The 19,700-nt window shown below is 46.8% G+C and carries 13 protein-coding genes and 1 other RNA gene; 9 read left to right on the top strand and 5 right to left on the bottom strand.

Features of this window, described 5'->3' with window-relative positions:
- Positions 1 to 39 precede the first annotated feature (39 nt).
- Both ACO0KW_RS18740 and ACO0KW_RS18735 read right to left on the bottom strand, forming a co-directional pair.
- The gene (locus ACO0KW_RS18740) at positions 40 to 1,767 is read right to left on the bottom strand and encodes an ArnT family glycosyltransferase (protein WP_423054883.1); all 1,728 of its coding nucleotides are present in this window, start codon (positions 1,765 to 1,767) and stop codon (positions 40 to 42) included.
- 84 nt (positions 1,768 to 1,851) lie between these two features.
- Positions 1,852 to 2,121 (bottom strand): type B 50S ribosomal protein L31, encoded by a 270-nt coding sequence (locus ACO0KW_RS18735; RefSeq protein WP_314862035.1) that lies wholly within the window; start codon positions 2,119 to 2,121, stop codon positions 1,852 to 1,854.
- Positions 2,122 to 2,313: 192 nt separating this feature from the next.
- Here ACO0KW_RS18735 and ACO0KW_RS18730 point away from each other — a divergent pair, with 192 nt between their 5' ends.
- Complete coding sequence (locus ACO0KW_RS18730; protein WP_423054882.1) at positions 2,314 to 2,946, top strand: trimeric intracellular cation channel family protein; 633 nt, start codon at positions 2,314 to 2,316, stop codon at positions 2,944 to 2,946.
- A gap of 61 nt (positions 2,947 to 3,007) precedes the next feature.
- On the opposite strand, the gene ACO0KW_RS18725 is transcribed toward ACO0KW_RS18730, so the two are convergent.
- On the bottom strand, positions 3,008 to 3,640 hold the full coding sequence (locus ACO0KW_RS18725; RefSeq protein WP_423054881.1) for a TetR family transcriptional regulator: 633 nt from the start codon (positions 3,638 to 3,640) through the stop codon (positions 3,008 to 3,010).
- Between the two features lie 148 nt (positions 3,641 to 3,788).
- On the opposite strand from ACO0KW_RS18725, the gene ACO0KW_RS18720 reads away from it, so the two are divergent.
- From ACO0KW_RS18720 to ACO0KW_RS18710, 3 genes are all read left to right on the top strand, one after another.
- A complete protein-coding gene (locus tag ACO0KW_RS18720; RefSeq protein WP_423054880.1) occupies positions 3,789 to 5,087 on the top strand; it encodes an efflux RND transporter periplasmic adaptor subunit in 1,299 nt (432 codons plus the stop codon).
- 76 nt (positions 5,088 to 5,163) lie between these two features.
- Positions 5,164 to 8,391 (top strand): efflux RND transporter permease subunit, encoded by a 3,228-nt coding sequence (locus ACO0KW_RS18715; RefSeq protein ID WP_423054879.1) that lies wholly within the window; start codon positions 5,164 to 5,166, stop codon positions 8,389 to 8,391.
- Positions 8,388 to 9,818 (top strand): efflux transporter outer membrane subunit, encoded by a 1,431-nt coding sequence (locus ACO0KW_RS18710; RefSeq protein ID WP_423054878.1) that lies wholly within the window; start codon positions 8,388 to 8,390, stop codon positions 9,816 to 9,818. Before ACO0KW_RS18715 ends, ACO0KW_RS18710 begins: the two co-directional genes overlap by 4 nt.
- A 262-nt stretch (positions 9,819 to 10,080) precedes the next feature.
- Here ACO0KW_RS18710 and rho read toward each other — a convergent pair whose 3' ends face one another.
- Positions 10,081 to 11,343 carry a transcription termination factor Rho gene (gene rho, locus ACO0KW_RS18705; protein ID WP_423054877.1) on the bottom strand — a complete coding sequence of 421 codons (1,263 nt, stop codon included), beginning with the start codon at positions 11,341 to 11,343 and terminating at the stop codon, positions 10,081 to 10,083.
- A 342-nt stretch (positions 11,344 to 11,685) separates the two neighbouring features.
- Positions 11,686 to 12,108, bottom strand: coding sequence for a thioredoxin TrxA (trxA, locus tag ACO0KW_RS18700; RefSeq protein ID WP_423054876.1), 423 nt, complete (start codon positions 12,106 to 12,108; stop codon positions 11,686 to 11,688).
- Positions 12,109 to 12,298: 190 nt separating this feature from the next.
- On the opposite strand from trxA, the gene ACO0KW_RS18695 reads away from it, so the two are divergent.
- The 5 genes from ACO0KW_RS18695 (at position 12,299) to ssrS (ending at position 19,562) form a co-directional block, all read left to right on the top strand.
- On the top strand, positions 12,299 to 15,178 hold the full coding sequence (locus ACO0KW_RS18695; protein WP_423054875.1) for a PD-(D/E)XK nuclease family protein: 2,880 nt from the start codon (positions 12,299 to 12,301) through the stop codon (positions 15,176 to 15,178).
- A complete protein-coding gene (locus ACO0KW_RS18690) occupies positions 15,178 to 18,609 on the top strand; it encodes a UvrD-helicase domain-containing protein (protein WP_423054874.1) in 3,432 nt (1,143 codons plus the stop codon). Before ACO0KW_RS18695 ends, ACO0KW_RS18690 begins: the two co-directional genes overlap by 1 nt.
- Positions 18,610 to 18,769: 160 nt before the next feature.
- Positions 18,770 to 18,982 (top strand): DUF904 domain-containing protein, encoded by a 213-nt coding sequence (locus tag ACO0KW_RS18685; RefSeq protein WP_423054873.1) that lies wholly within the window; start codon positions 18,770 to 18,772, stop codon positions 18,980 to 18,982.
- A complete protein-coding gene (locus ACO0KW_RS18680) occupies positions 18,979 to 19,305 on the top strand; it encodes a cell division protein ZapA (protein ID WP_423054872.1) in 327 nt (108 codons plus the stop codon). Before ACO0KW_RS18685 ends, ACO0KW_RS18680 begins: the two co-directional genes overlap by 4 nt.
- Before the next feature lie 78 nt (positions 19,306 to 19,383).
- A non-coding RNA gene (gene ssrS / locus ACO0KW_RS18675) (6S RNA) lies at positions 19,384 to 19,562 on the top strand.
- Positions 19,563 to 19,700: the final 138 nt, after the last annotated feature.

Here is a 19,700-nt window from a genome sequence, read left to right as displayed (position 1 = left end):
ATTTTCGGCAAAATCAGTATTTTTACATTCCTGCTGTTTTTATCTTTTCTCGATCTTGCGATACAGCGTAAAGAATTCGTCTTTGTCGGCTGCGCGTTGGCCTTCCCATATCATTTCCCAATTACCCGGAAAATCTTTGTCGACAGGTTCTTTTGTTTTCGCTTGAAAACGACGATTGCCTTGGGTCAGTAACAGGTCACAATTTTGTTCATTGAATCCGGCGAAATGCACTTTACTGAAATAGCCGAAGGATGCGCGTTGCGATGCACCTAACTTGCTATCAATGCAGCGGTAGGGTGCAGTAATTTTTGCAGCCATGTCTTCGGCGACGACTGAGTAACTTACGCGATGATTGACCAACGGCAGCCATAAAGACATCAGTAGGAACCAGCATAAGATCACGCCGCCGCTAGATAAGACGACAGCACGCCACAGAACGGAGGGCTGACGTGAGATGCGCCAATAGACGATACGGAACCAGATGACCGTGATAACCAGTGCGATGATGAAGGTGAAGGCATTAAATGTTGGCGTGTAGCCAGGTGCCCAACTTAATACTTTGTGGCTGGTGCGAATTGGCCAGCCCGATTGAAACGCTATCCAGCCGAACCAGAATAAACTCGCTGCACCTGTCATCACCATCACGGCGAACCAATCAACGGCATTAATGGCACTACGCTTCATGGTCGGTAAGCCAAATGCGGCTAAGGTTGCTAGCGGTGGCAACAGCGGCAACAAGTAGCCTTCCTCATGCGTGCGGTTGAGCAGTGCTAGCAGGGAGACGCAGGCGAGAAAACACAGGGGTAATGAAATGTGTAAGGTGCGCTCCTGTTTGCGCCAGGCGTAAATTGCCCACGCGGCAAACGGCCAGGCAGGCCATGCGAACCAAATCCCATAGCGGAAGAAATGGATAATGTTTTCAAGAATGGGGAAACCAATTTGATGATAGTTCCATTCCATCCAACCTTGGTAGGGGGAGCTGGAAAATGGCTGGACTGTTTGTATGCTAAAGACCCACAAGCCAGTTGTGATCAACGTTAAAGGAAGGCTGATAAATAGTAATTGTGCACCTAATTTTTGTTGCCGGTAGGCGCTAAGTATTAATAGTGAAAGCAAGATGCCCAGCGGAATTACCCAGCCGCGCGTTAAGATCAATAGTCCTAAGGTTATACCAATTTTTACTGCGCTTATTTTTGTTGGCGTATCAAAAAATCTTACGCACAAGTAGAGGCAATAAGCGATTAAGGCGATGTGGAGCGAGCCGCTGCTAGTCGTATGACTTGGTAATAACAAACCTAAGCAGCCCAGATATATGAGTAGTGCGCCATCTGCCAGTGTACGTCCGAAATCGCGCGGTTCTGGTTGGCCGCCAAAGGCGAGTTTGAGCGGTTGTGCTTCGGCACGGCGACCCAGCAAATAGGTGGTGTACCAGACTGAGATAGAGCCCAATAAGAATGCGAGGCCAGTGGAAATTCGTGCCGCCATTGGGTCACCAATCAGGCCGCCGAACAATTTGATGCAGAGCGCGCCCAACCAAAATGCGAGGGGGCCTTCTTCGGGAACTGGTAAGCCGACCACATGCGGCCATAACCAGTCATTGAGTGTGCCGTGTGCCATCGTCCACATGACGCCAAAACCTGCGGCATCGGCACCTTTCCAAGGATCTCGACCAATCAGACCTGGCAGAATGTAGAGGAGGCAGAGCGCGAAAATGCTCCAGCGGGGAAGGGCAAGCGTAGCAGCGGCGGGGAGACGAACTGGCTTCATAGTTTTTTTATTAGATAAAACTTGATGATACAAAAAAGGCAGCCGTAGCTGCCTTTTTTCTTACCGCTTATGCGAATAAATCGATTATTGGTTAGAAATGGCTGTCTTAGAACCAACAGTACCAAATTTCTTACGGAATTTATCAACGCGACCAGCAGTATCAACAATTTTGTGTTTACCAGTGTAGAAAGGATGGGATTCCGCAGAAACCTCGATCTTTACTAATGGATATTCTTTACCTTCGAATTCAATCTTGTCACGTGTGTTGATTGTAGAACGTGTGATGAATTTGAAATCGTTAGATACATCGTGGAACAAAACTTCACGATAATTTGGGTGGATACCGTCTCTCATGCTTGCCTCAAAAAATAGTTTGGTAGCCAATACGCACTTCGGCGGTCGTCTTGCTTCTTGACCCGATTGCTTATCACTTGCCAGAGTTTAATCATATAAAAAGTTTCTTAGCGTTAAGCTAAGCCGGCAATTATACAATAAAATCATAGGATTGCACGATTTTGAGCTTGTTAGCGGGTTTCAGGAAAAAGTATGTCAACAAATATCCATGCAGGAATGAGTACGGTGCTTCACGCGGTTGAAGTGATCGGTGTGTTTGTCTTCGCCGGATCGGGATTGGTGGAAGCTAGGCGTAAGAAGATGGATCTGGTTGGGGTCTTTACTGTCGCGTTTATCACGGCTTTTGGTGGCGGAACGGTGCGAGATATTCTATTAGACCGGCGGCCTTTATTTTGGATAGAAAATTACGAATATCCGACGTTGGTGTTTATTTTTTGTTTGTTGGTTTCACCGTTTTTTCGACAACTGCGCCAGGTCGTTACTGAAAAAGTAATACTTTATGCAGATGCGCTTGGTTTGGGATTGTTTAGCATCGGTGGTACGTCTTTGGCCTATGAGATGCACATGCCTTTATTTGTCTGCGTGATGATGGGTGTGATTACAGGTATTTTTGGTGGTGTACTACGTGATGTCATCTGCAATGAAATTCCCATGGTATTTCGGCGTGGCCAGTTGTATGCCAGTTGCGCTTTTCTTGGCTCTTGGGCCTATTTGCTCTTGGCATTGCTCGGTGTTACTGAACTCAGTGCCGTATTAAGTGGCATTGCCTTGACCGTTATCCTAAGATTATTAGCGGTACGCTTCGATTGGAAGCTGCCAGGCTAGTTCTCGATTTCTTTGAGCTGGCAGGTTCAGTTCTTACCTGCCGTGCTGTATTTGAATTTCTTTATGATTTTAATAAGGGTGGTCGTGTCACCAATCCCGCCATTAATACATCAATCATGGTTTCTGCATGCGCAGACAGGTCATAAGCGCTAGGATCGATTAACCATTCATGCACCAGACCAACTAATAATCCATGATTGATCTGAACTGCGATAGCAATATCCGTATTGGCAGGCAATGCACCTTTTGCAACTGCCGCTTTGAAGATTTCGGCAATTTTGTCTATACACTCTGCGCGGCTTTCGCGCTCTTGAATAAATGATTGCATCTCTGCGGTTTTTTCGCAGCGATGAAAAATAATGTCGAACACCTTGGTTTGGCGTGGGTTAATGGTTACTTGACGTAGAAAATGCAGATTTAATCGACGTATAGTGGCAATGGGATCATCTATGGAGCTGCTCGTGATCTCCGTAAGTAAGGTTTCCATTGGCAAAAATGCGCGATCACATAGCGCGTGAAACAATTCCTTCTTGTCCTTAAAGTGCCAGTAAATAGCACCCCGAGTCATGCCTGCCGCCACCGCAACGTCATTTAAAGTCGTCTTAGATACACCTTTTTCGCAAAACACCTGCTCAGCCGCATTGAGCAAAGCCTCATAGGTTTGTTGGGTGTCTTCTTTGGTCTTTCTGACCATGATAAATGCTCCTTATGGACTTGGTGAATACGTCATCGTCGCGTTATTAATTTTTATTATATTTGACAAATTTATTGAATCAAAACTATACAAACATCCGTGTATGTATATAATAGCACACCGCGATTATCATTTAAAGAGGAAATTCATGAGCAAGATCAACAACAAACTATTGACAAGCAATCGTCACTCGACGGTTTTTCCATTTAAATTCAATAAGTTGGCTTTAGTGCTTGCATTGAGTTTGCCGTTTTTAGGCTTGACCGCTTGCAATAAGCAAGGTGGTGCCGGAGCACCAGGTATGGGCGCAATGCCACCGCCGGAAGTGAATGTAGTGACTTTGCAAGCGCGCAATTTACCAGTCGATTTTGAATACGTAGGGCAAACAGCCGGTATACGCGAGACGGAAGTTCGTGCCCGCATCAGCGGTATTGTCGAGCAGCGTGTGTACGAAGAAGGCACTAAAGTTAAAGCTGGACAAGTATTGTTTCAAATCGATCCGGGCGCGTATCAAACGCAATTGGCATCCGCCGAAGCGGCTTTAGGCGTGAGCGAAGCAAAGCTGAATCAGGCAAAACGTGAGTACGCGCGTCTAGCGCCATTGGCAACTGAAAAAGCGATCAGCCAACGTGAATACGACGACGCGAAATCCGCTTTGGAAATGGCTGAAGCGAGTTACAAACAGGTACGTGCACAGGTCAACGAAGCCAAATTAAATCTGGGCTACACCAAAGTAGTTGCACCGATTGCAGGTGTAAGCGGTGTCGCGACGAAACCGAATGGCAGCTTGGTGACACCAGCAGATAGTTTGCTGACGACGATCGTGCAAACTGATCCTATGTATGTCAATTTTAGTGTCAGCGAAGCCGACTATTTAAAATTGAACGCTGATCTAACGAGTGGCAAATTGCAATTGCCAGGAAAACGCGCTGGTAACGGCAGTATGGATTTTGATGTCAAAGTCAAAATGGCCGACGGAACGATTTTCCCAACGTCAGGCAAGATGAATTTCTTGAGCGAGAAAGTCAATACAACGACAGGTGGTTTTGATGCCCGTGCTCAGATTGCCAATCCCAATGGTGCTTTGCGCCCAGGCCAATTTGTACGCGTGATGTTGCAAGGTGGTACGCGTAAAGATGCGATCTCGGTGCCACAACGTGCGGTCATCGACAGCCCAATGGGCAAGATGGTATTTGGTGTTTCTCCTGATAATAAACTGGTGCCGCGTCCTGTTGAATTGGACGGCTGGTCACGTGGTGAATGGGTGGTCACTAAAGGATTGCAATCCGGCGAGCGCGTCTTGGTTGACGGCTTTATCAAAGCGCATGATCCAGGCATGACGGTGAAGCCAGTGGCAATTGATGCTAAAGCGCCAGCAGGTTCGCCAGCAACGTCGGCTCCATCAGCTTCAGCATCTGCAGCCAGTGCAAAATCCGCAGCGCATTAATCTTGCTTAACTATGCTGAGTTCGTTCCAGCATTTTCTGCAATTAGTGTTAGCCCAACAGGTTTTAAGGATAAATAATGTTTTCCAAATTTTTTATTAATCGACCGATCTTCGCGACCGTAGTGTCTCTGATTATCGTGATCGCCGGTTTAGCTGCCTTGCGCATCTTACCGATCTCGCGTTACCCCGAAATTTCACCCCCAGTGGTGAACGTGACGGCTTTTTATCCCGGTGCTTCAGCTGAAGTTCTGGAACGTACCGTGGCTGCGCCAATTGAAGAACAGATCAATGGCGTTGAACACATGTTGTATATGGATTCTGTCTCAGCTGCCGACGGTCGTGTTTCCATTAACGTGACTTTCGAAGTTGGTACGGATCTTGATATTGCGGCAGTCAATGTCAATAATCGAGTGCGACAAGCCGAGGCGAAGTTGCCGCAAGAGGTACGTCGTCAAGGTGTGACGGTGTCGAAAAGCTCGTCTAACTTTTTAGTCGTTGCGGCGATTTATTCTGAAGATAATCGCTACGACAGTTTGTACTTATCAAACTACGTGACGCAGAACGTACTAGATGCGATTAAGCGTATTCCAGGTACGACGAACGTGCAGGTATTCGGCGCTAAAGACTATGCGATGCGTATCTGGATGCGTCCTGATCGTATGGCGCAGTTAGGCGTGACAGTCAGTGATATTGCTAGTGCAGTGGGCGAACAAAATGCCCAATATGCGGCAGGTAAGATTGGTGCTCCACCGAATAATACGGAAGAATTGACCATGACTGTGACGGCAAAAGGTCGCTTACTGGAGCCATCTGAATTTGCGAATATCATTGTTAAATCGGCTAAAGGTGGCAGTACGATACGCCTGAGCGATGTCGCGCGCGTTGAGCTGGGTTCTAAAGATTACAATTTATATGGCCGGATTAATGGTCATCCATCTGCGAACATTGGTATCTTTTTGCAGACCGGCGCGAATGCCTTGGATACACGTAAGGCGGTTGAAAAGACTTTCCAGGAATTGAAAGCAAAATTCCCAGAAGGTATGACCTATGCGACACCATATGACACTACGCCTTTCGTTACTGAATCGATTTATGAAGTGTTGAAAACTTTGGCAGAAGCGATGGTCTTGGTGTTCATCGTAGTGTATGTATTCTTGCAAAGCTGGCGCGCGACGATTATTCCAACCTTAGCTGTACCAGTATCTTTGATCGGTACGATGGCTGGTTTGCATTTGCTCGGTTATAGCATTAACACACTGACGCTTTTCGGTATGGTGCTGGCGATTGGTATTGTGGTGGATGACGCGATTGTGGTCTTGGAAAACGTCGAACGTCTGATGAACGAAGAAGGCATGTCGCCGAAAGAAGCGGCGATTGAGGCCATGAATGAAGTGACTGGTCCAGTTATCGCGATTGTCTTGGTGTTGGTCGCCGCATTCGGCCCTATTGCTTTCTTAGGTGGTTTGGCCGGTGAGTTGTATCGCCAATTCTCAGTAACGATTTCTATTGCCGTTATTTTGTCGGGTATCGTTGCATTGACTTTGACTCCAGCACTTTGTGCAATTTTGCTGAAACCAGGTGCGGAAAATCATAATCGTTTCTTCGATTGGTTCAATCACGCATTTGCGAAATTGACTAAGCGCTATACCGCTGGTGTGACTTTCTTCTTAAAGCGTGCCGTGTTGGGCGTAAGTTTATTTGTCGGGATGATTGCTTTGGCTGGTTTGCTGTGGAAAACCGTACCAGGTGGTTTGGTGCCGGATGAAGATCAGGGTTATTTCATCGGTGCTGCAATTTTGCCAGAAGGTGCCTCTTTAGAGCGTACCAATATGATGGTAAAACAAATGGAAGCGGCACTGGAATCGAACAAAGATATCGATACGCGTTTTGCTTTGATCGGTCTCGATTTCTTGGGTGGTGGTGGTTTGAAATCATCCGCTGCAACGATGTTTTTCCCATTGCGTCCGTGGGAAGAACGTAGTAAGTCTGCGAAAGACTTGGTCGGTGAATCGTTTATGCGTACGGGTGGTATCAAAGAAGGTTTGCCTTTGTTCTTTAGTCCTCCAGCCATCCAAGGCTTAGGTCAAACCGGTGGTTTTGAATTTTATTTGCAAAATAAAGGCGAGGGTGGCGTGAAGCGCTTGGCAGGTTTATTGCCAGCCTTGATCGCAGAAGCCAATAAACAACCGGAATTAGCCGGCGTGAAAACCTTGTGGCAAGCAAATTCTCCACAACTGTTTGTTGATGTCGACAATGAAAAAGCGCGTTCTATGGGCGTGGTTTTGTCGGATGTCTACAATACTTTAGCGGCGACCTTGGGTAGCTACTATGTGAATGACTTCAACAAAAATGGTCGCGTCTATACAGTGCAGTTGCAAGCCGAAGGACAGTATCGTGCTAAGCCAGAAGACATCGGTAATTTGTATGTGCGTTCGACTAACGGTCAAATGATTCCTATTCGTGCGTTCACCACAACGAAGTTCATTACTGGTCCGGACTCTGTGCAACGTTTCAATGCTTTGCCTTCGATTAAATTGCTGGGCGATGCGAAACCAGGTTTCAGTTCTGGACAAGCTATCGCCGCGATGGAAAGAGCTGCAAAAGCGGTATTGCCAGCTGATGTGACTTACGATTGGGGCGGTGCATCGTTTCAGGAAAAACGTAGCAGCAATGCCGCTGGTCTGGCATTGGGTGCGGGTGTCTTAATGATTTTCTTGATTCTCGCTGCGCAATATGAAAAATGGTCTTTGCCATTCTCTGTTTTATTGGCAATGCCATTCGGTATTTTTGGTGCACTGTTAGCCGTCTATCTGCGTCACTTCAATAATGACGTGTACTTCCAGATTGGTCTCGTCACTTTGCTCGGCTTGTCGGCGAAGAATGCGATTTTGATTGTTGAATTTGCGGTCATGAAAGTACAAGAAGGTTATGCGCCTGTGGCGGCAGCATTGGAAGCAGCACGTTTACGTTTCCGGCCTATCTTGATGACGTCCTTGGCATTTATTTTAGGTGTTGTGCCATTGGCTTTCTCTAGTGGAGCGGGTGCGGCAGCACGTCAATCTCTGGGAACGGGTGTGTTAGGCGGTATGATCGCGGCGACATTCTTAGCGATTTTCTTAGTGCCTTTGTTCTTTAAATTAATTTACGACCGTCGTTTCAAAACTTTAGATACTGACTTTGATCATCCAGAACATCACTACGCCAACGATCCGTTTGACAGCCCGTTCAAAAAGCCTGCAGATGTGAAAGTTGCAGAGGTAAAAAAAGATGAAACTAGTAAAGAAAATAATGAGGTGAAATCATGAAATTAGGGAAGATTTTTCCTCGCTCAAGGCACTTGACCTTGTTGCCATTGGTGTTGAGTTTGAGCTTGGCGGGCTGTATTTCAGTCGGCCCAGATTATCAACGTCCGCAGTTGGATTTGCCGCAAACAACGGCTCCACAAACGGCAAAGCAAGTTGATCTAAAAAATTGGTGGAAAGGATTGAAAGATCCCGTTTTGGATCAATTGATCGCTGAATCGCTCCAGCAAAATCAAGACTTGTTGATCGCAACAGCACGTATCGACGAGGCAAAGGCGACGGCGGGCATCGCGATGTCAAATCGTTTCCCCACAGTCGATGCGACTTTGGCAGCTAGCCGGGCACGTACTAGCGAAAATTCTGGCAAGTTGCCAGCGAATGCTAATCCAGTCGCGAAGGATTATCAATTCGGATTAAGCGCTGCGTATGAGCTGGATTTATTTGGCAAATTAAGTCGCGCTGATGAAGCGGCTAAGGCACGCCTGTTAGCGCAGCAATCGACACGTGATGCAGTGCAAATCAGCTTGATCGCGAACGTTGCTCAGACCTACTTTTCGCTACGTGCTTTCGATGCGCAGTTGGCTTTTGCTGAGACAACGTTAAAGAGTCGTCAAGAAAATCTCACACTGCAACGCAAGCGCCACGCAGCCGGATCCATCGGTGATATCGATTTACACTACGCTGAATCTGAACTCGCTGCGGGTGAGATCGCATTTTCACAGGCAAAACAAGCACTGCGCAATGTGGAGTCGGCGTTAGCAGTATTAGCCGGACGATCACCAAAGCAGGTCATGAATCCAGATCTGCCGCGCGGATTGACGATACAAGAATTAGTGAAAAACATGCCCGCAGCGGCAGAGTTACCATCTGATTTGTTAGCTCGACGTCCAGACGTGATTGCGGCGGAACACGCATTGGTTGCAGCGAATGCTGATGTTGGGCAGGCGAAGTCCGCATATTATCCAAGCTTGCGTCTGACCACATCCTTAGGCCGTGAATCACGTGTATTGGAAGACTTATTTAGTCCAGCATCTTTGTTGTGGAATGTCGCGGCTAGTTTGGTGCAACCGGTATTTCGTGCCGGCGCAGTTGGTGCTGTGGTCGAAGGTGCAGAAGCGCGCAAAACTCAAGCATTAGGACAATACGTACAGACAGCTCAAAACGCTTTCCGCGATGTACACGATAGTCTGAATAATGCAGCGAGCAATGCAGAGATTGATGCTTCAACCCAGTCTCGTTTGACGGCGGTACGCGAGACGTATCGTTTGTCGAACCTGCGCTACCAAAGTGGTTATAGCGCTTATGTGGAAGTCTTGAATGCACAAAGAGATTTGATGCAGGCGGAGATTGCGGCGATTGATAGTCAACGTGCGAAGCTGAGTTCAGGTGTGGCTTTGTATAAGGCGGTTGGGGGTGGTTGGGGGCAGTAATCGTTTTTGTTTTTGGTTGTATTTGGAAAGCCGGACTGTTATAGGTTCGGCTTTTTTTCGTGGTTCTAATTTGTTTTCTGATGTGTTTATCGTTTACAGGTCGGGTGTGGACAATGAGCTACTGAGGAATTAGCTTTTGCCGATGAAATTTCAATTTGGAAATAATCTCACTACAACTTCAAAACTATCACCCAAAAAACAAAAAAGCCGAACATAAAGTCCGGCTTTCTCGTCTAAAGCAAACTAAGCATGAATAATAAAATTACCCACCACGACGCATCATCTCAAAAAACTCTGCGTTGTTCTTAGTTGCTTTCATCTTATCCAAGATGAATTCCATCGCCTCGATCTCGTCCATGCCGTATAAGAGCTTGCGCAAGATCCAGATTTTTTGAAGTTGATCAGGTTTAATCAAAAGTTCTTCGCGACGTGTGCCAGACTTGTTCAGGTTGATCGCTGGGTAAGTACGTTTCTCTGCTAAGCGACGTTCCAAATGCACTTCCATATTACCTGTGCCTTTGAATTCCTCGTAAATCACGTCATCCATACGGCTACCGGTTTCGATCAAGGCTGTCGCGATGATCGTTAAGGAGCCGCCTTCTTCTACATTGCGTGCTGCACCGAAGAAGCGTTTTGGACGTTGCAGGGCGTTGGCGTCGACACCACCTGTCAAGACTTTGCCTGAAGCAGGGATTACGGTGTTGTAAGCACGTGCCAAACGGGTGATGGAGTCTAACAAGATCACCACGTCTTTTTTCATTTCCACTAAACGCTTGGCTTTTTCCAAGACCATTTCAGCGACTTGTACGTGACGAGTTGCTGGTTCATCGAAAGTCGATGCAACCACTTCACCGCGCACGGAGCGCTGCATTTCAGTCACTTCTTCTGGACGTTCGTCGATCAGCAAAACGATCATCGTCACATCTGGGTGATTCGTCGTAATTGCATGGGCAATATGTTGCAACATGACCGACTTACCGGACTTTGGAGAGGCGACTAATAAACCGCGCTGACCTTTACCGATTGGCGCGATCAAATCAATGATACGACCTGTCGTGTTCTCTTCGCCACGCATGTCGCGTTCTAGCTGCAAGATTTTGTTCGGGTGCAGTGGTGTTAAGTTTTCAAACAAGATGCGGTGTTTGGACATCTCTGGCGCTTCGCCATTAACCTTGTCCACTTTCACCAGGGCGAAATAACGTTCGCCGTCCTTTGGTGTTCTTACTTCACCTTCAATCGAATCGCCGGTGTGTAGATTGAAACGGCGAATTTGAGACGGAGAGATATAAATATCGTCGGTGGATGCCATGTAGCTGGCATCGGGCGAGCGCAAAAAGCCAAAGCCGTCAGGCAAGACTTCGAGTGCACCATCGCCAAAAATTTGTTCGCCGCTTTTAGCGCGCTTTTTTAAAATCGCGAACATCAATTCTTGCTTACGCATACGCGCAGCATTATCGATATCGAGACCAATGGCCATTTCTAACAGTGCGGAGACGTGTAAGGCCTTTAATTCAGATAAATGCATGTTGTGAGTGTCCCGAGACGGGAAAGTGGGGTGGGGGAGTGAACAGAAGTGAAAAAACGAACTACTCGATGTTTATGTCAATACAGCTCGATTTCAAGAATCGGCTACTGCAATTTTTATTACCTGCTTAGTTGCTTGCTTAGTTACCTACTTAATCAGGTTCGCAATTTTAAGCGTTAATTCCGCTAATTGGGTGCTTATTGTAAGACTTAATTCAGGCGCTGTAAAAATATTTTTGTTACAGCCCCTGAAATACTTACTATTCTGGCGTATTTGCCTGTTCAAACTAGTCAGGCACGAGTCTACGATTGGATTAGACCTCGCTCAGCAGAAGTCTAAAGATCAAATGTTAGCATCGATAAAAGACGTCAATTGACCTTTTGCCAGTGCGCCGACTTTTTGCGCTGCTGCTTCGCCATTCTTGAACAAGATTAATGTTGGAATGCCACGGATACCAAATTTCGCTGGAATTGCTTGATTCGCATCAACGTCCATTTTGGCAATAGTGATTTTGCCATCATATTCTTTCGCCACTTCTTCCAAAATCGGCGCAATCATCTTGCAAGGGCCACACCATTCCGCCCAGAAGTCGACCAAGACTGGTTTGTCAGATTTCAATACATCGGCTTCGAAAGATGCATCGCTTACATAAATGATATTTGCGCTCATAGAATTCTCGTTATTCTGGTTAGTCTCTGAAAGAGGGGGATTTAAATAATTATTAAAGCAGGGTTTTGGATTTTGGGATGTTTTTGCGTATTTCAAGTGCCATTCAAAGTTAAGCTGGCACTAGCATACATGACATCAACAGCGATAAATAATACCCTATTTTTAAAAAAGTGGCTTATTTACTGTTTTTTGTGAAAAATTCCCTGAAATTGATAGATCGCGGTCAATTTTGCTTTCATGCTCGCATAAAATGCCAGCTTACTTTGATTTTGATTGAAACCTGACTATGGCGCGAACAATTCATCTGATTCCTGCATCATCGCAATTTTGGGCGCAGGTCGCGAAACAATTTTTGGTACTGCAGAAACAAAATGCGATGCCGACAGATTTGTTTGCGGCTGCGCCAGCGAATTCAAATAGGGACTTTTCGCATCAACGGGTGATCGTGCCAACTTTTGAACATGCGCACTTGCTAACGCGCGCGCTCAGTGCCGAAATCGGTGGTCATTTTATTCCACCTAAAATTCAAACGATGTTCGATTGGTTGGGAATGCAAGCACCTCTGGCTGCATCGGTCTCGGCCAATAGCGAGCGTTTGATGAGTTTGTACGCTGAATTGCGCCAGCATGCCTGGTTGAAGGCTTTGTTCGGTGCGCAGCGAAATACCGATTTACTGCCTCTGGCGCAAACTTTACTCACTTTGTCTGATGAATTAACACAAGTTTGGTTGCCGCAAGCCGCGAGCGGTACTAATGCAAGCAAGTTAGAACCCGTAAAGGTGCAGGCAATCTGGCACGAAGCTTTGGCACAATTAGCGTTGCCCGTGCAAAAAATCGTCTCGGATGAAACACAATTGGTTTGGACTTTATGGCAAAGCCAATTGGATCAGCGTGACAAAACAGTACAAGAATTCCAGCAAATGATGCGCTTGGCCGACGGTGCCAGCAGGGAATTATTTTGGATCGCACCGACTATGCCCGACGCAATAGAGCATGCATTTTTACAAGCTTATGAACAAATGCAACCAGTGCATATCTTTGGGATTGATTGGCGTAGCGATGCTTTACCGCCCTCAATGCGCGAAGCGTGGAGCATCTTGCCAGAAACATTGGCAGAGAGCCGCGTGAATTTGCAGGCGCCAGCTTTTGATTGGAGTCGCTTACATTTATGTGAAGTCAGTAGTTTGGAAGAAGAAGCTGAACAGGCAGCGCAATGCATTATTGAATGGCTGCAAGCTGGCAAACAAAAAATTGCAGTGATCGCACAAGATCGTGTAATTTCACGTCGCTTGCGGGCTTTATTGGAACGTGCGCAGATTTACGTGGCCGATGAAACTGGATGGAAGTTATCGACCACGCGCGCCGCGGCATGCCTGACTGCATGGTTTGAAGTGGTGGCGACACGCGCAGATACCATGGCTTTATTAGATTTTTTGAAGTCGCCATTTCTGACTTTGAATTCAGAATTCTTCAACATAGCGGAAAGAGATGCACCGTCAGATCAAGATGAAGTGCCTGATGCAAGCGCGCTTAAAGCCGATGTCGTGATGGAGATCGAACTCGCCTTACGCAGAAATAACGTCGTTGGAAACTGGGAAGCAGTGCTATCGGTGCTGGAACGGCAACCTCAGGCAAGAATCTGGATGGCGCAGGTCGCTCGACTCGCACACAGCTATGGCGCTAGTGCGGGCGCATCACGCCGTAGCTTGAAGGATTGGGCGCAGATCAGCATACAGACCTTCACTGAATTAAATATGCTCACACCGTTGCAAGAGGATCGCGCCGGTGCGCAGCTGGTGCAAATGCTGCAGGCACTTAATACGGATTGCCATGCGTTGGATATGCATTTTAGTTTTTCGGAATGGCGCGCATTCATTAATTTGCAAATGGAAGCAACTCCGTTCAAACAAGAACAAATTGACCAGCGCGTGTTGATGTTGCCACTGAACGGCGCTCGCTTAAGAAGTTTTGATGCCGTGTATTTGATCGGCGGTGATGCAAAGCATTTGCCGTCCAAGGCGCAAGAGACCTTATTTTTCACCAACGCCGTGCGGCGTGAATGTGGATTGGTTACGCGTGAAGAGAGACAGTTGCAACAATTGCGTGATTTCGCCGAATTGATTTTGTCGAATAATGAAGTCGTGTTGTCGTGGCAATCACAGATCAATGGCGAATTGAATGCACTAAGCCCTTGGATAGAACAAGTGAAACTTTATCTTGCGCGCCAGCAGCAAGCCACACTCGCCTCGAAGAAGTGTGTCATGAAGGTACATCAACTTACTTCCGAAAAAGTCATGCAGCCGCGGCCGGCTGCTGCGGAATTAATGCCAGCGACATTGTCTGCGAGTGGCTTGAGTAGTTTGATTGCCTGTCCATATCAATTTTTTGCAGGACGCATGCTTAGGTTGTCGGCGATTGATGAGTTATCCGATATGCCAGAAAAGCGTGATTATGGTGACTGGTTACATGCCATTTTGAAGACTTACCATGATCGATTGCTGTCCGATCAATTGTCATTGGCGGGTGATCGCGTAGGCTTACTGCAGATGATTTCTGATGCTTGGTTCGCCCGTGTTTTAAAACAGAGTCCCGCAGCTTTGGGCTATAGCATGCGCTGGCGTAAAGTGATTCCAGCCTATGTTGCATGGGCTAATCAGCGTGAGGCTGACGGATGGCAATTTGCATTTGGTGAAGTTTGGGCCGAAGCCCAATTAGCATGGGATGATGGACAAATTACACTGCGTGGTCGCATTGATAGAATTGATGAGCGTCCGTTAGAAAGTGGCGAAGTCGAGCGTGCCGTATTGGATTACAAGACTAAAAATAAAACGTCGCTCAGAGCACGCTTGAAAAATTTCGAAGATCACCAATTAGCATTTTATGGGTTGTTGCAAGCGAAAATTGAACACGCTGATGACAATGAAAACACGGTAGTACAAATTTTAGAACCGGTTGATACAGCAAACTACGTTGCTTTAGAAATCGAACGCGAAAAGACAGGCGATGTGGAAGCAGAAGATTATTCTCGATGGAAAAATGAACTTGAAGTGGCAATACAAAAAAATATGCGAGCGATACAACATGGTGCCGGTTTGCCAGCACAAGGCGTAGAAAGTGTTTGCCAGTATTGCGATGTGCGTGGTTTATGCCGCAAAGGAGCATGGTAATGAATCAACTCGCGAACGTGCATTTGAAGCCGGAATTAGATCAAACGACCAAGGCACAAGCGTATGAATTAAATGGGCAAGTGGTGGATGCGAGTAGTTTTACCGCAGCAGCCTGTGATCCGCATCGCTCCGTAGTGGTGGAAGCGTGTGCCGGTAGCGGCAAGACTTGGCTGCTAGTCGCTCGTATGCTGCGCCTTTTGCTTGACGGTGCAGAACCGGCCGAGCTACTAGCCATTACATTTACCCGCAAAGCGGCACAGGAAATGCGCCATCGTTTGATGGAATTGTTGACCGAATTAGCCTTGGCCGATGAAGTGGCGGCCAATACTTTGTTGCGTGAACGCGGTGTGCCGGAACATCAATTGGCAGCGAGTTTACCGCGTGCGCGTAACTTGTACGAAAATCTTTTGAGCAATCCACAAGGCTTGTCTATGGATACTTTTCATAGCTGGTTTGGGCGATTATTGCAGTTGGCACCATTGGCCTCCGGCGTGCCACATGGCTTTAATCTGGTTGAGTCGACTAGTAGTTTACAGCGCGAGGCATGGGGACAACTAATGCAGCGCGCAGGCTTGCAATCAGATTCTACCGACACAGACATTAAAGATACGAATATTAAAGATACGAATTCGCTTAAGCTAGAGTTGCTTTATCTCTATGATGAATTGGGCGATTTCAGCACGCAGTTGATGTTGGATGCGTTCTTGGATAAACGGGCTGAATGGTGGGCAGTAAGTCAGGATACATCTGCACAGACGGGTGGTCCTTTGGCGCAGTTACACGACTTGATGGGCGACGATGCGAGCAGCGATGCGCGCTTACGTTTGTGGCAGGATGAAGCCTTACTGGCACGCCTCCAAGATATTGGTATCTGTTTAGGCAAGGGCAGTCCCGAAAATCAAAAACGGGGTGTGGCCATAGAAACTGCATTGACCAATGCAAAACTGGCGATGCAGGCGAATGCTGGGCTCAGTGTCGAACTAAGTGTCGAACATTTCGCCGCATTAGCAAATGAATTCTATGGCAGCGATGGTACGAACCGCAAAAACCGTAAAACCAAAGCCTTGACGGCGGCAATCGCTGCCTGGTTGGGTGAAAACAATGAGTCTGCTTTTCACGATGAATGTAATGCCATCGCTGAAACCTTAAAAGTATTCGAGAGACGGAGTAAAGAAGCGTCGGTATTGCGTTTGAATCAAGCCTTGTTTGTAGTCGGACAAGCCTATGTTGAGTGCTATCAAACCTTGAAATCAGAACAGCGTATGCTCGATTTCGCTGACTTAGAATGGCAGGCCTATCGGTTGCTATCGAATGAAGAATTCGCAGCCTATTTGCATGGACGTCTTGATGCCCGATATAAGCATATTTTGCTGGATGAATTTCAAGATACCAATCCTTTGCAATGGAATATTGTCCGCGCTTGGCTTGACGCTTATGGTGCGGATACGAGCAGACCGACGGTGTTTATCGTCGGAGATCCGAAGCAATCGATTTACCGATTCCGGCGTGCCGATCCGCGCGTGTTCACTGCAGCACGTCAATTATTGGGGGAGCAGGGCGCTGTAATTTTGCGCACTAATCAAACTCGTCGCAATGCGCCTGCGATTGTCGAGGCTTTAAATAAAGCCATGATAGGAAATGCGATTTACTCCGATCAGACAACTGCAGCGACTTTTGCCGGGCATGTCATGCGCTTACCTTTGATTCGCGGAGACGAAGTGCGTACAGACAGCACAGAGGACTGTGATGCGCCATTTCCATTGCGAGATCCTCTGACTACGCCGGCGTTGGAGCAAGACGATCAACGCCGGTATCAAGAAGGGCAGCAGTTAGCACAAATACTGCTGCAATTGCGTAACGAAGCGGCGGAGCCATTTAAGTGGTCAGATGTGATGTTGTTGGTGAGACGGCGCAGCAATTTAAGTGCCTATGAAAGCGCTTTGCGTGAAGCCGGAATTCCATTCGTGTCGAGTCGGCGCGGTGGACTGTTACAGACTTTAGAAATTGCTGATCTGATCGCTTTACTTAATTTTTTAATGACGCCTGGCGACAACCGCTCCTTAGCGCATGTTCTTAAATCGCCGATGTTTGGTGCTTGTGACCAAGACTTAATTAAGCTCGCGCAGCGTGCGGAGAATGCTTGGTGGAAGCGTTTGTTGGCGCTCGATAAATCAGATTCGCCACACTTGCAACGAGCCGTGGATTTGTTGGCGGGTTGGATGCAAGCTGCACATGACTTACCTGTACATGACTTGCTTGATCGCATTTTGCATCAAGGTGAATTGGTTTGCCGCTATGCGCGAGCGTCTTCGGCGACCAATCGTCAACAAATTATTGGCAATATCACTGCATTCACCGAACTGGCTCTGAATATGGATGGTGGACGCTATCCGAGTTTGCCAAAGTTTATTGCTGCACTAAACGAATTTGACCGAGGTGCAGAAACCGATTCGCCGGATGAGTCGAGTGTCGCAAATGGATTGGATGCGGTCAGAATATTGACGATTCACAGTGCTAAGGGTTTGGAAGCGAAAATCGTGGCGATGCTAGATAGTAATCATAGCGATGCTGCCAAAGACAATATTGGTGTGTTGTGTTCCTGGCCCTTACAGCCGGGTGAACAAAAACACTTTTCTGTTTTCGGTAAAAAAGATGAGCGCGGCGCGGCACGTGATCGTTTGTTTGCAGCCGAAGAAGAGCAGGCAAAGCAAGAGAATTGGAATTTGCTGTATGTTGCCGCAACTCGCGCTAAGCAAGTTTTGATTGTTAGCGGGATCGCCAGTGATAAGGCGGCGGATGAGACTGGTGTGCAAGCAGCGAGTTGGTATCAACGTTTTAGCTATCTGGATGAGAGCGAGGTGTCGGCTAAAAAGAACTCTGCCGAGGCAGTAACTGGTATTGCGCAAGAAGAATTTATTCTGCATACATTCAATCCTCCGAACTTAGCTTTACCAGAATTAAAAACTGCACCTCTTATGTCAGAGGAGCAAATTGAGGGTGTGGCTTTGCATGCTTTAATGGAGCGTTTGACAAATAGGGTGCTCGATTGGCCGATTCAAATACCTTCCGCCGAAGTCGTCGCTAACTGGCTACCTTGTGCCCTGAGCGTGGCGAAAGTGGTGCGTGAGCAAGCGCAAACTATTTTGAATTCTGTTACTTTGAAACGATTCTTTCATCCGGAGGAGTTTGTTTTTGCACGGAATGAAATGGATATCGTGTATCAAGAACAAGTAATGCGACTTGATAGAATGGTCGCGTTGGATGATGAAGTCTGGATATTGGATTACAAGCGACAGTTATTAGCGTCGGAAAAAAATGACTATCTGCAACAATTGACTTCCTATGCCGCAGCACTGGCTCCACTTTATCCTATGAAAAAGTTAAAGCTGGCACTGATCTTGGCGGATGGACAATTTATTCCTATGAATTAATCCGATAAGCGCATGTAATTGACAAGAAAATCCCTTTATAATTAAAGAGTTTCCCTTTAGACTTCAGACTCTGCTTGATGCTTGACGACAAGCTCGGGTGTCTCAAGTTTACCGTCGAAGTTCACAGCCAAAGTTTTATAGATTTTTACAGATAGCCAAGATGATTTCCGAATTTGAATTACTCGCTGAAAAGATCAATCGCCTCGCTGAGATGACGCAGACTTTGCGTTTGGAAAATGCTGCGTTGCGTCGTGCGGCGGTCGACCTGGCCTCTGAAAACAAAGATTTGCGCGAACGTGTTCAAGAAGCGCACAGCAAAGTCGAAGCCATACTTGCCGCTCTACCAAATGACGATGAGAAGGATGTAGCATGAGTGAATCGAAGTCTATCCAGATTGATGTCTCGATCATGGGACAATCTTATAAGCTCGCTTGCAAAGAAGGTGAAGACCGTGCATTGCAAGAAGCGGCTGCATTTTTGAATGAAAAAATGTGTGCGATTCGTGATGCCTCCAAAGTTAAAGGCACCGACAGGATTGCGGTCATGGCGGCACTCGGAATGGCAATTGATTTGCTCTCTACTAAGGCGCATGATGGCCCATTGTCAGGTTTGAGCATGGGAGAAGTGAAACAAAAAATTCAAAATATGAATGAGACTTTGGATCGCGCCTTAACACCGCAAGAAAACCTATTTTAATTTTGCTCCTTATTGTTTAAAACAATCAAAAAAATCTGCAAAAACTAATGTGATTTTTTGGCGGAAGGAGTAAACTACGTACTCCTACCGTGTTCGCCAGTGCCATATATTCCTTGAACCATTTATGTGCATAGGCTTTGGAAATTGTTCAATGGTGTGAGCGTCGCTTATGTCCGATGAACCCGATTTGAACTGACCTTGGCCGACTTGAACCGCCGGGTTCAGGATGCCGGCATAGCGGCACTGGTGGGAACTTATTCTTGAAAAGCACTGATCGTTAATCGCGATTAGTGCTTTTTTTTTTTTGCATTGTTTTTGTGATGTATTCGCGTTTGATGACAGCGCAAAATTACCGTTGTGAGATTGTGCATCTTCTTAATAATTTGATTTATTTG

This window comes from Undibacterium sp. Ji22W (genome assembly GCF_049340305.1).
In the GTDB taxonomy this organism is placed as follows: Bacteria; Pseudomonadota; Gammaproteobacteria; order Burkholderiales; family Burkholderiaceae_D; genus Undibacterium.
The sequence above is the reverse complement of the archived record's forward strand: the minus strand, read 5'-3'. Positions and strand labels throughout refer to the sequence as shown.

What these genes read in the sequence shown, in the direction of transcription:
- ACO0KW_RS18715 (WP_423054879.1), top strand. Translation starts at nt 5,164, where the DNA reads ATGTTTTCCAAATTTTTTATTAATCGACCGATCTTCGCGACCGTAGTG.
- rho (WP_423054877.1), bottom strand. Translation starts at nt 11,343, where the DNA reads ATGCATTTATCTGAATTAAAGGCCTTACACGTCTCCGCACTGTTAGAA.
- ACO0KW_RS18735 (WP_314862035.1), bottom strand. Translation starts at nt 2,121, where the DNA reads ATGAGAGACGGTATCCACCCAAATTATCGTGAAGTTTTGTTCCACGAT.
- ACO0KW_RS18680 (WP_423054872.1), top strand. Translation starts at nt 18,979, where the DNA reads ATGAGTGAATCGAAGTCTATCCAGATTGATGTCTCGATCATGGGACAA.
- ACO0KW_RS18730 (WP_423054882.1), top strand. Translation starts at nt 2,314, where the DNA reads ATGTCAACAAATATCCATGCAGGAATGAGTACGGTGCTTCACGCGGTT.
- ACO0KW_RS18740 (WP_423054883.1), bottom strand. Translation starts at nt 1,767, where the DNA reads ATGAAGCCAGTTCGTCTCCCCGCCGCTGCTACGCTTGCCCTTCCCCGC.
- ACO0KW_RS18710 (WP_423054878.1), top strand. Translation starts at nt 8,388, where the DNA reads ATGAAATTAGGGAAGATTTTTCCTCGCTCAAGGCACTTGACCTTGTTG.
- ACO0KW_RS18695 (WP_423054875.1), top strand. Translation starts at nt 12,299, where the DNA reads ATGGCGCGAACAATTCATCTGATTCCTGCATCATCGCAATTTTGGGCG.
- ACO0KW_RS18720 (WP_423054880.1), top strand. Translation starts at nt 3,789, where the DNA reads ATGAGCAAGATCAACAACAAACTATTGACAAGCAATCGTCACTCGACG.
- ACO0KW_RS18690 (WP_423054874.1), top strand. Translation starts at nt 15,178, where the DNA reads ATGAATCAACTCGCGAACGTGCATTTGAAGCCGGAATTAGATCAAACG.
- ACO0KW_RS18685 (WP_423054873.1), top strand. Translation starts at nt 18,770, where the DNA reads ATGATTTCCGAATTTGAATTACTCGCTGAAAAGATCAATCGCCTCGCT.
- ACO0KW_RS18725 (WP_423054881.1), bottom strand. Translation starts at nt 3,640, where the DNA reads ATGGTCAGAAAGACCAAAGAAGACACCCAACAAACCTATGAGGCTTTG.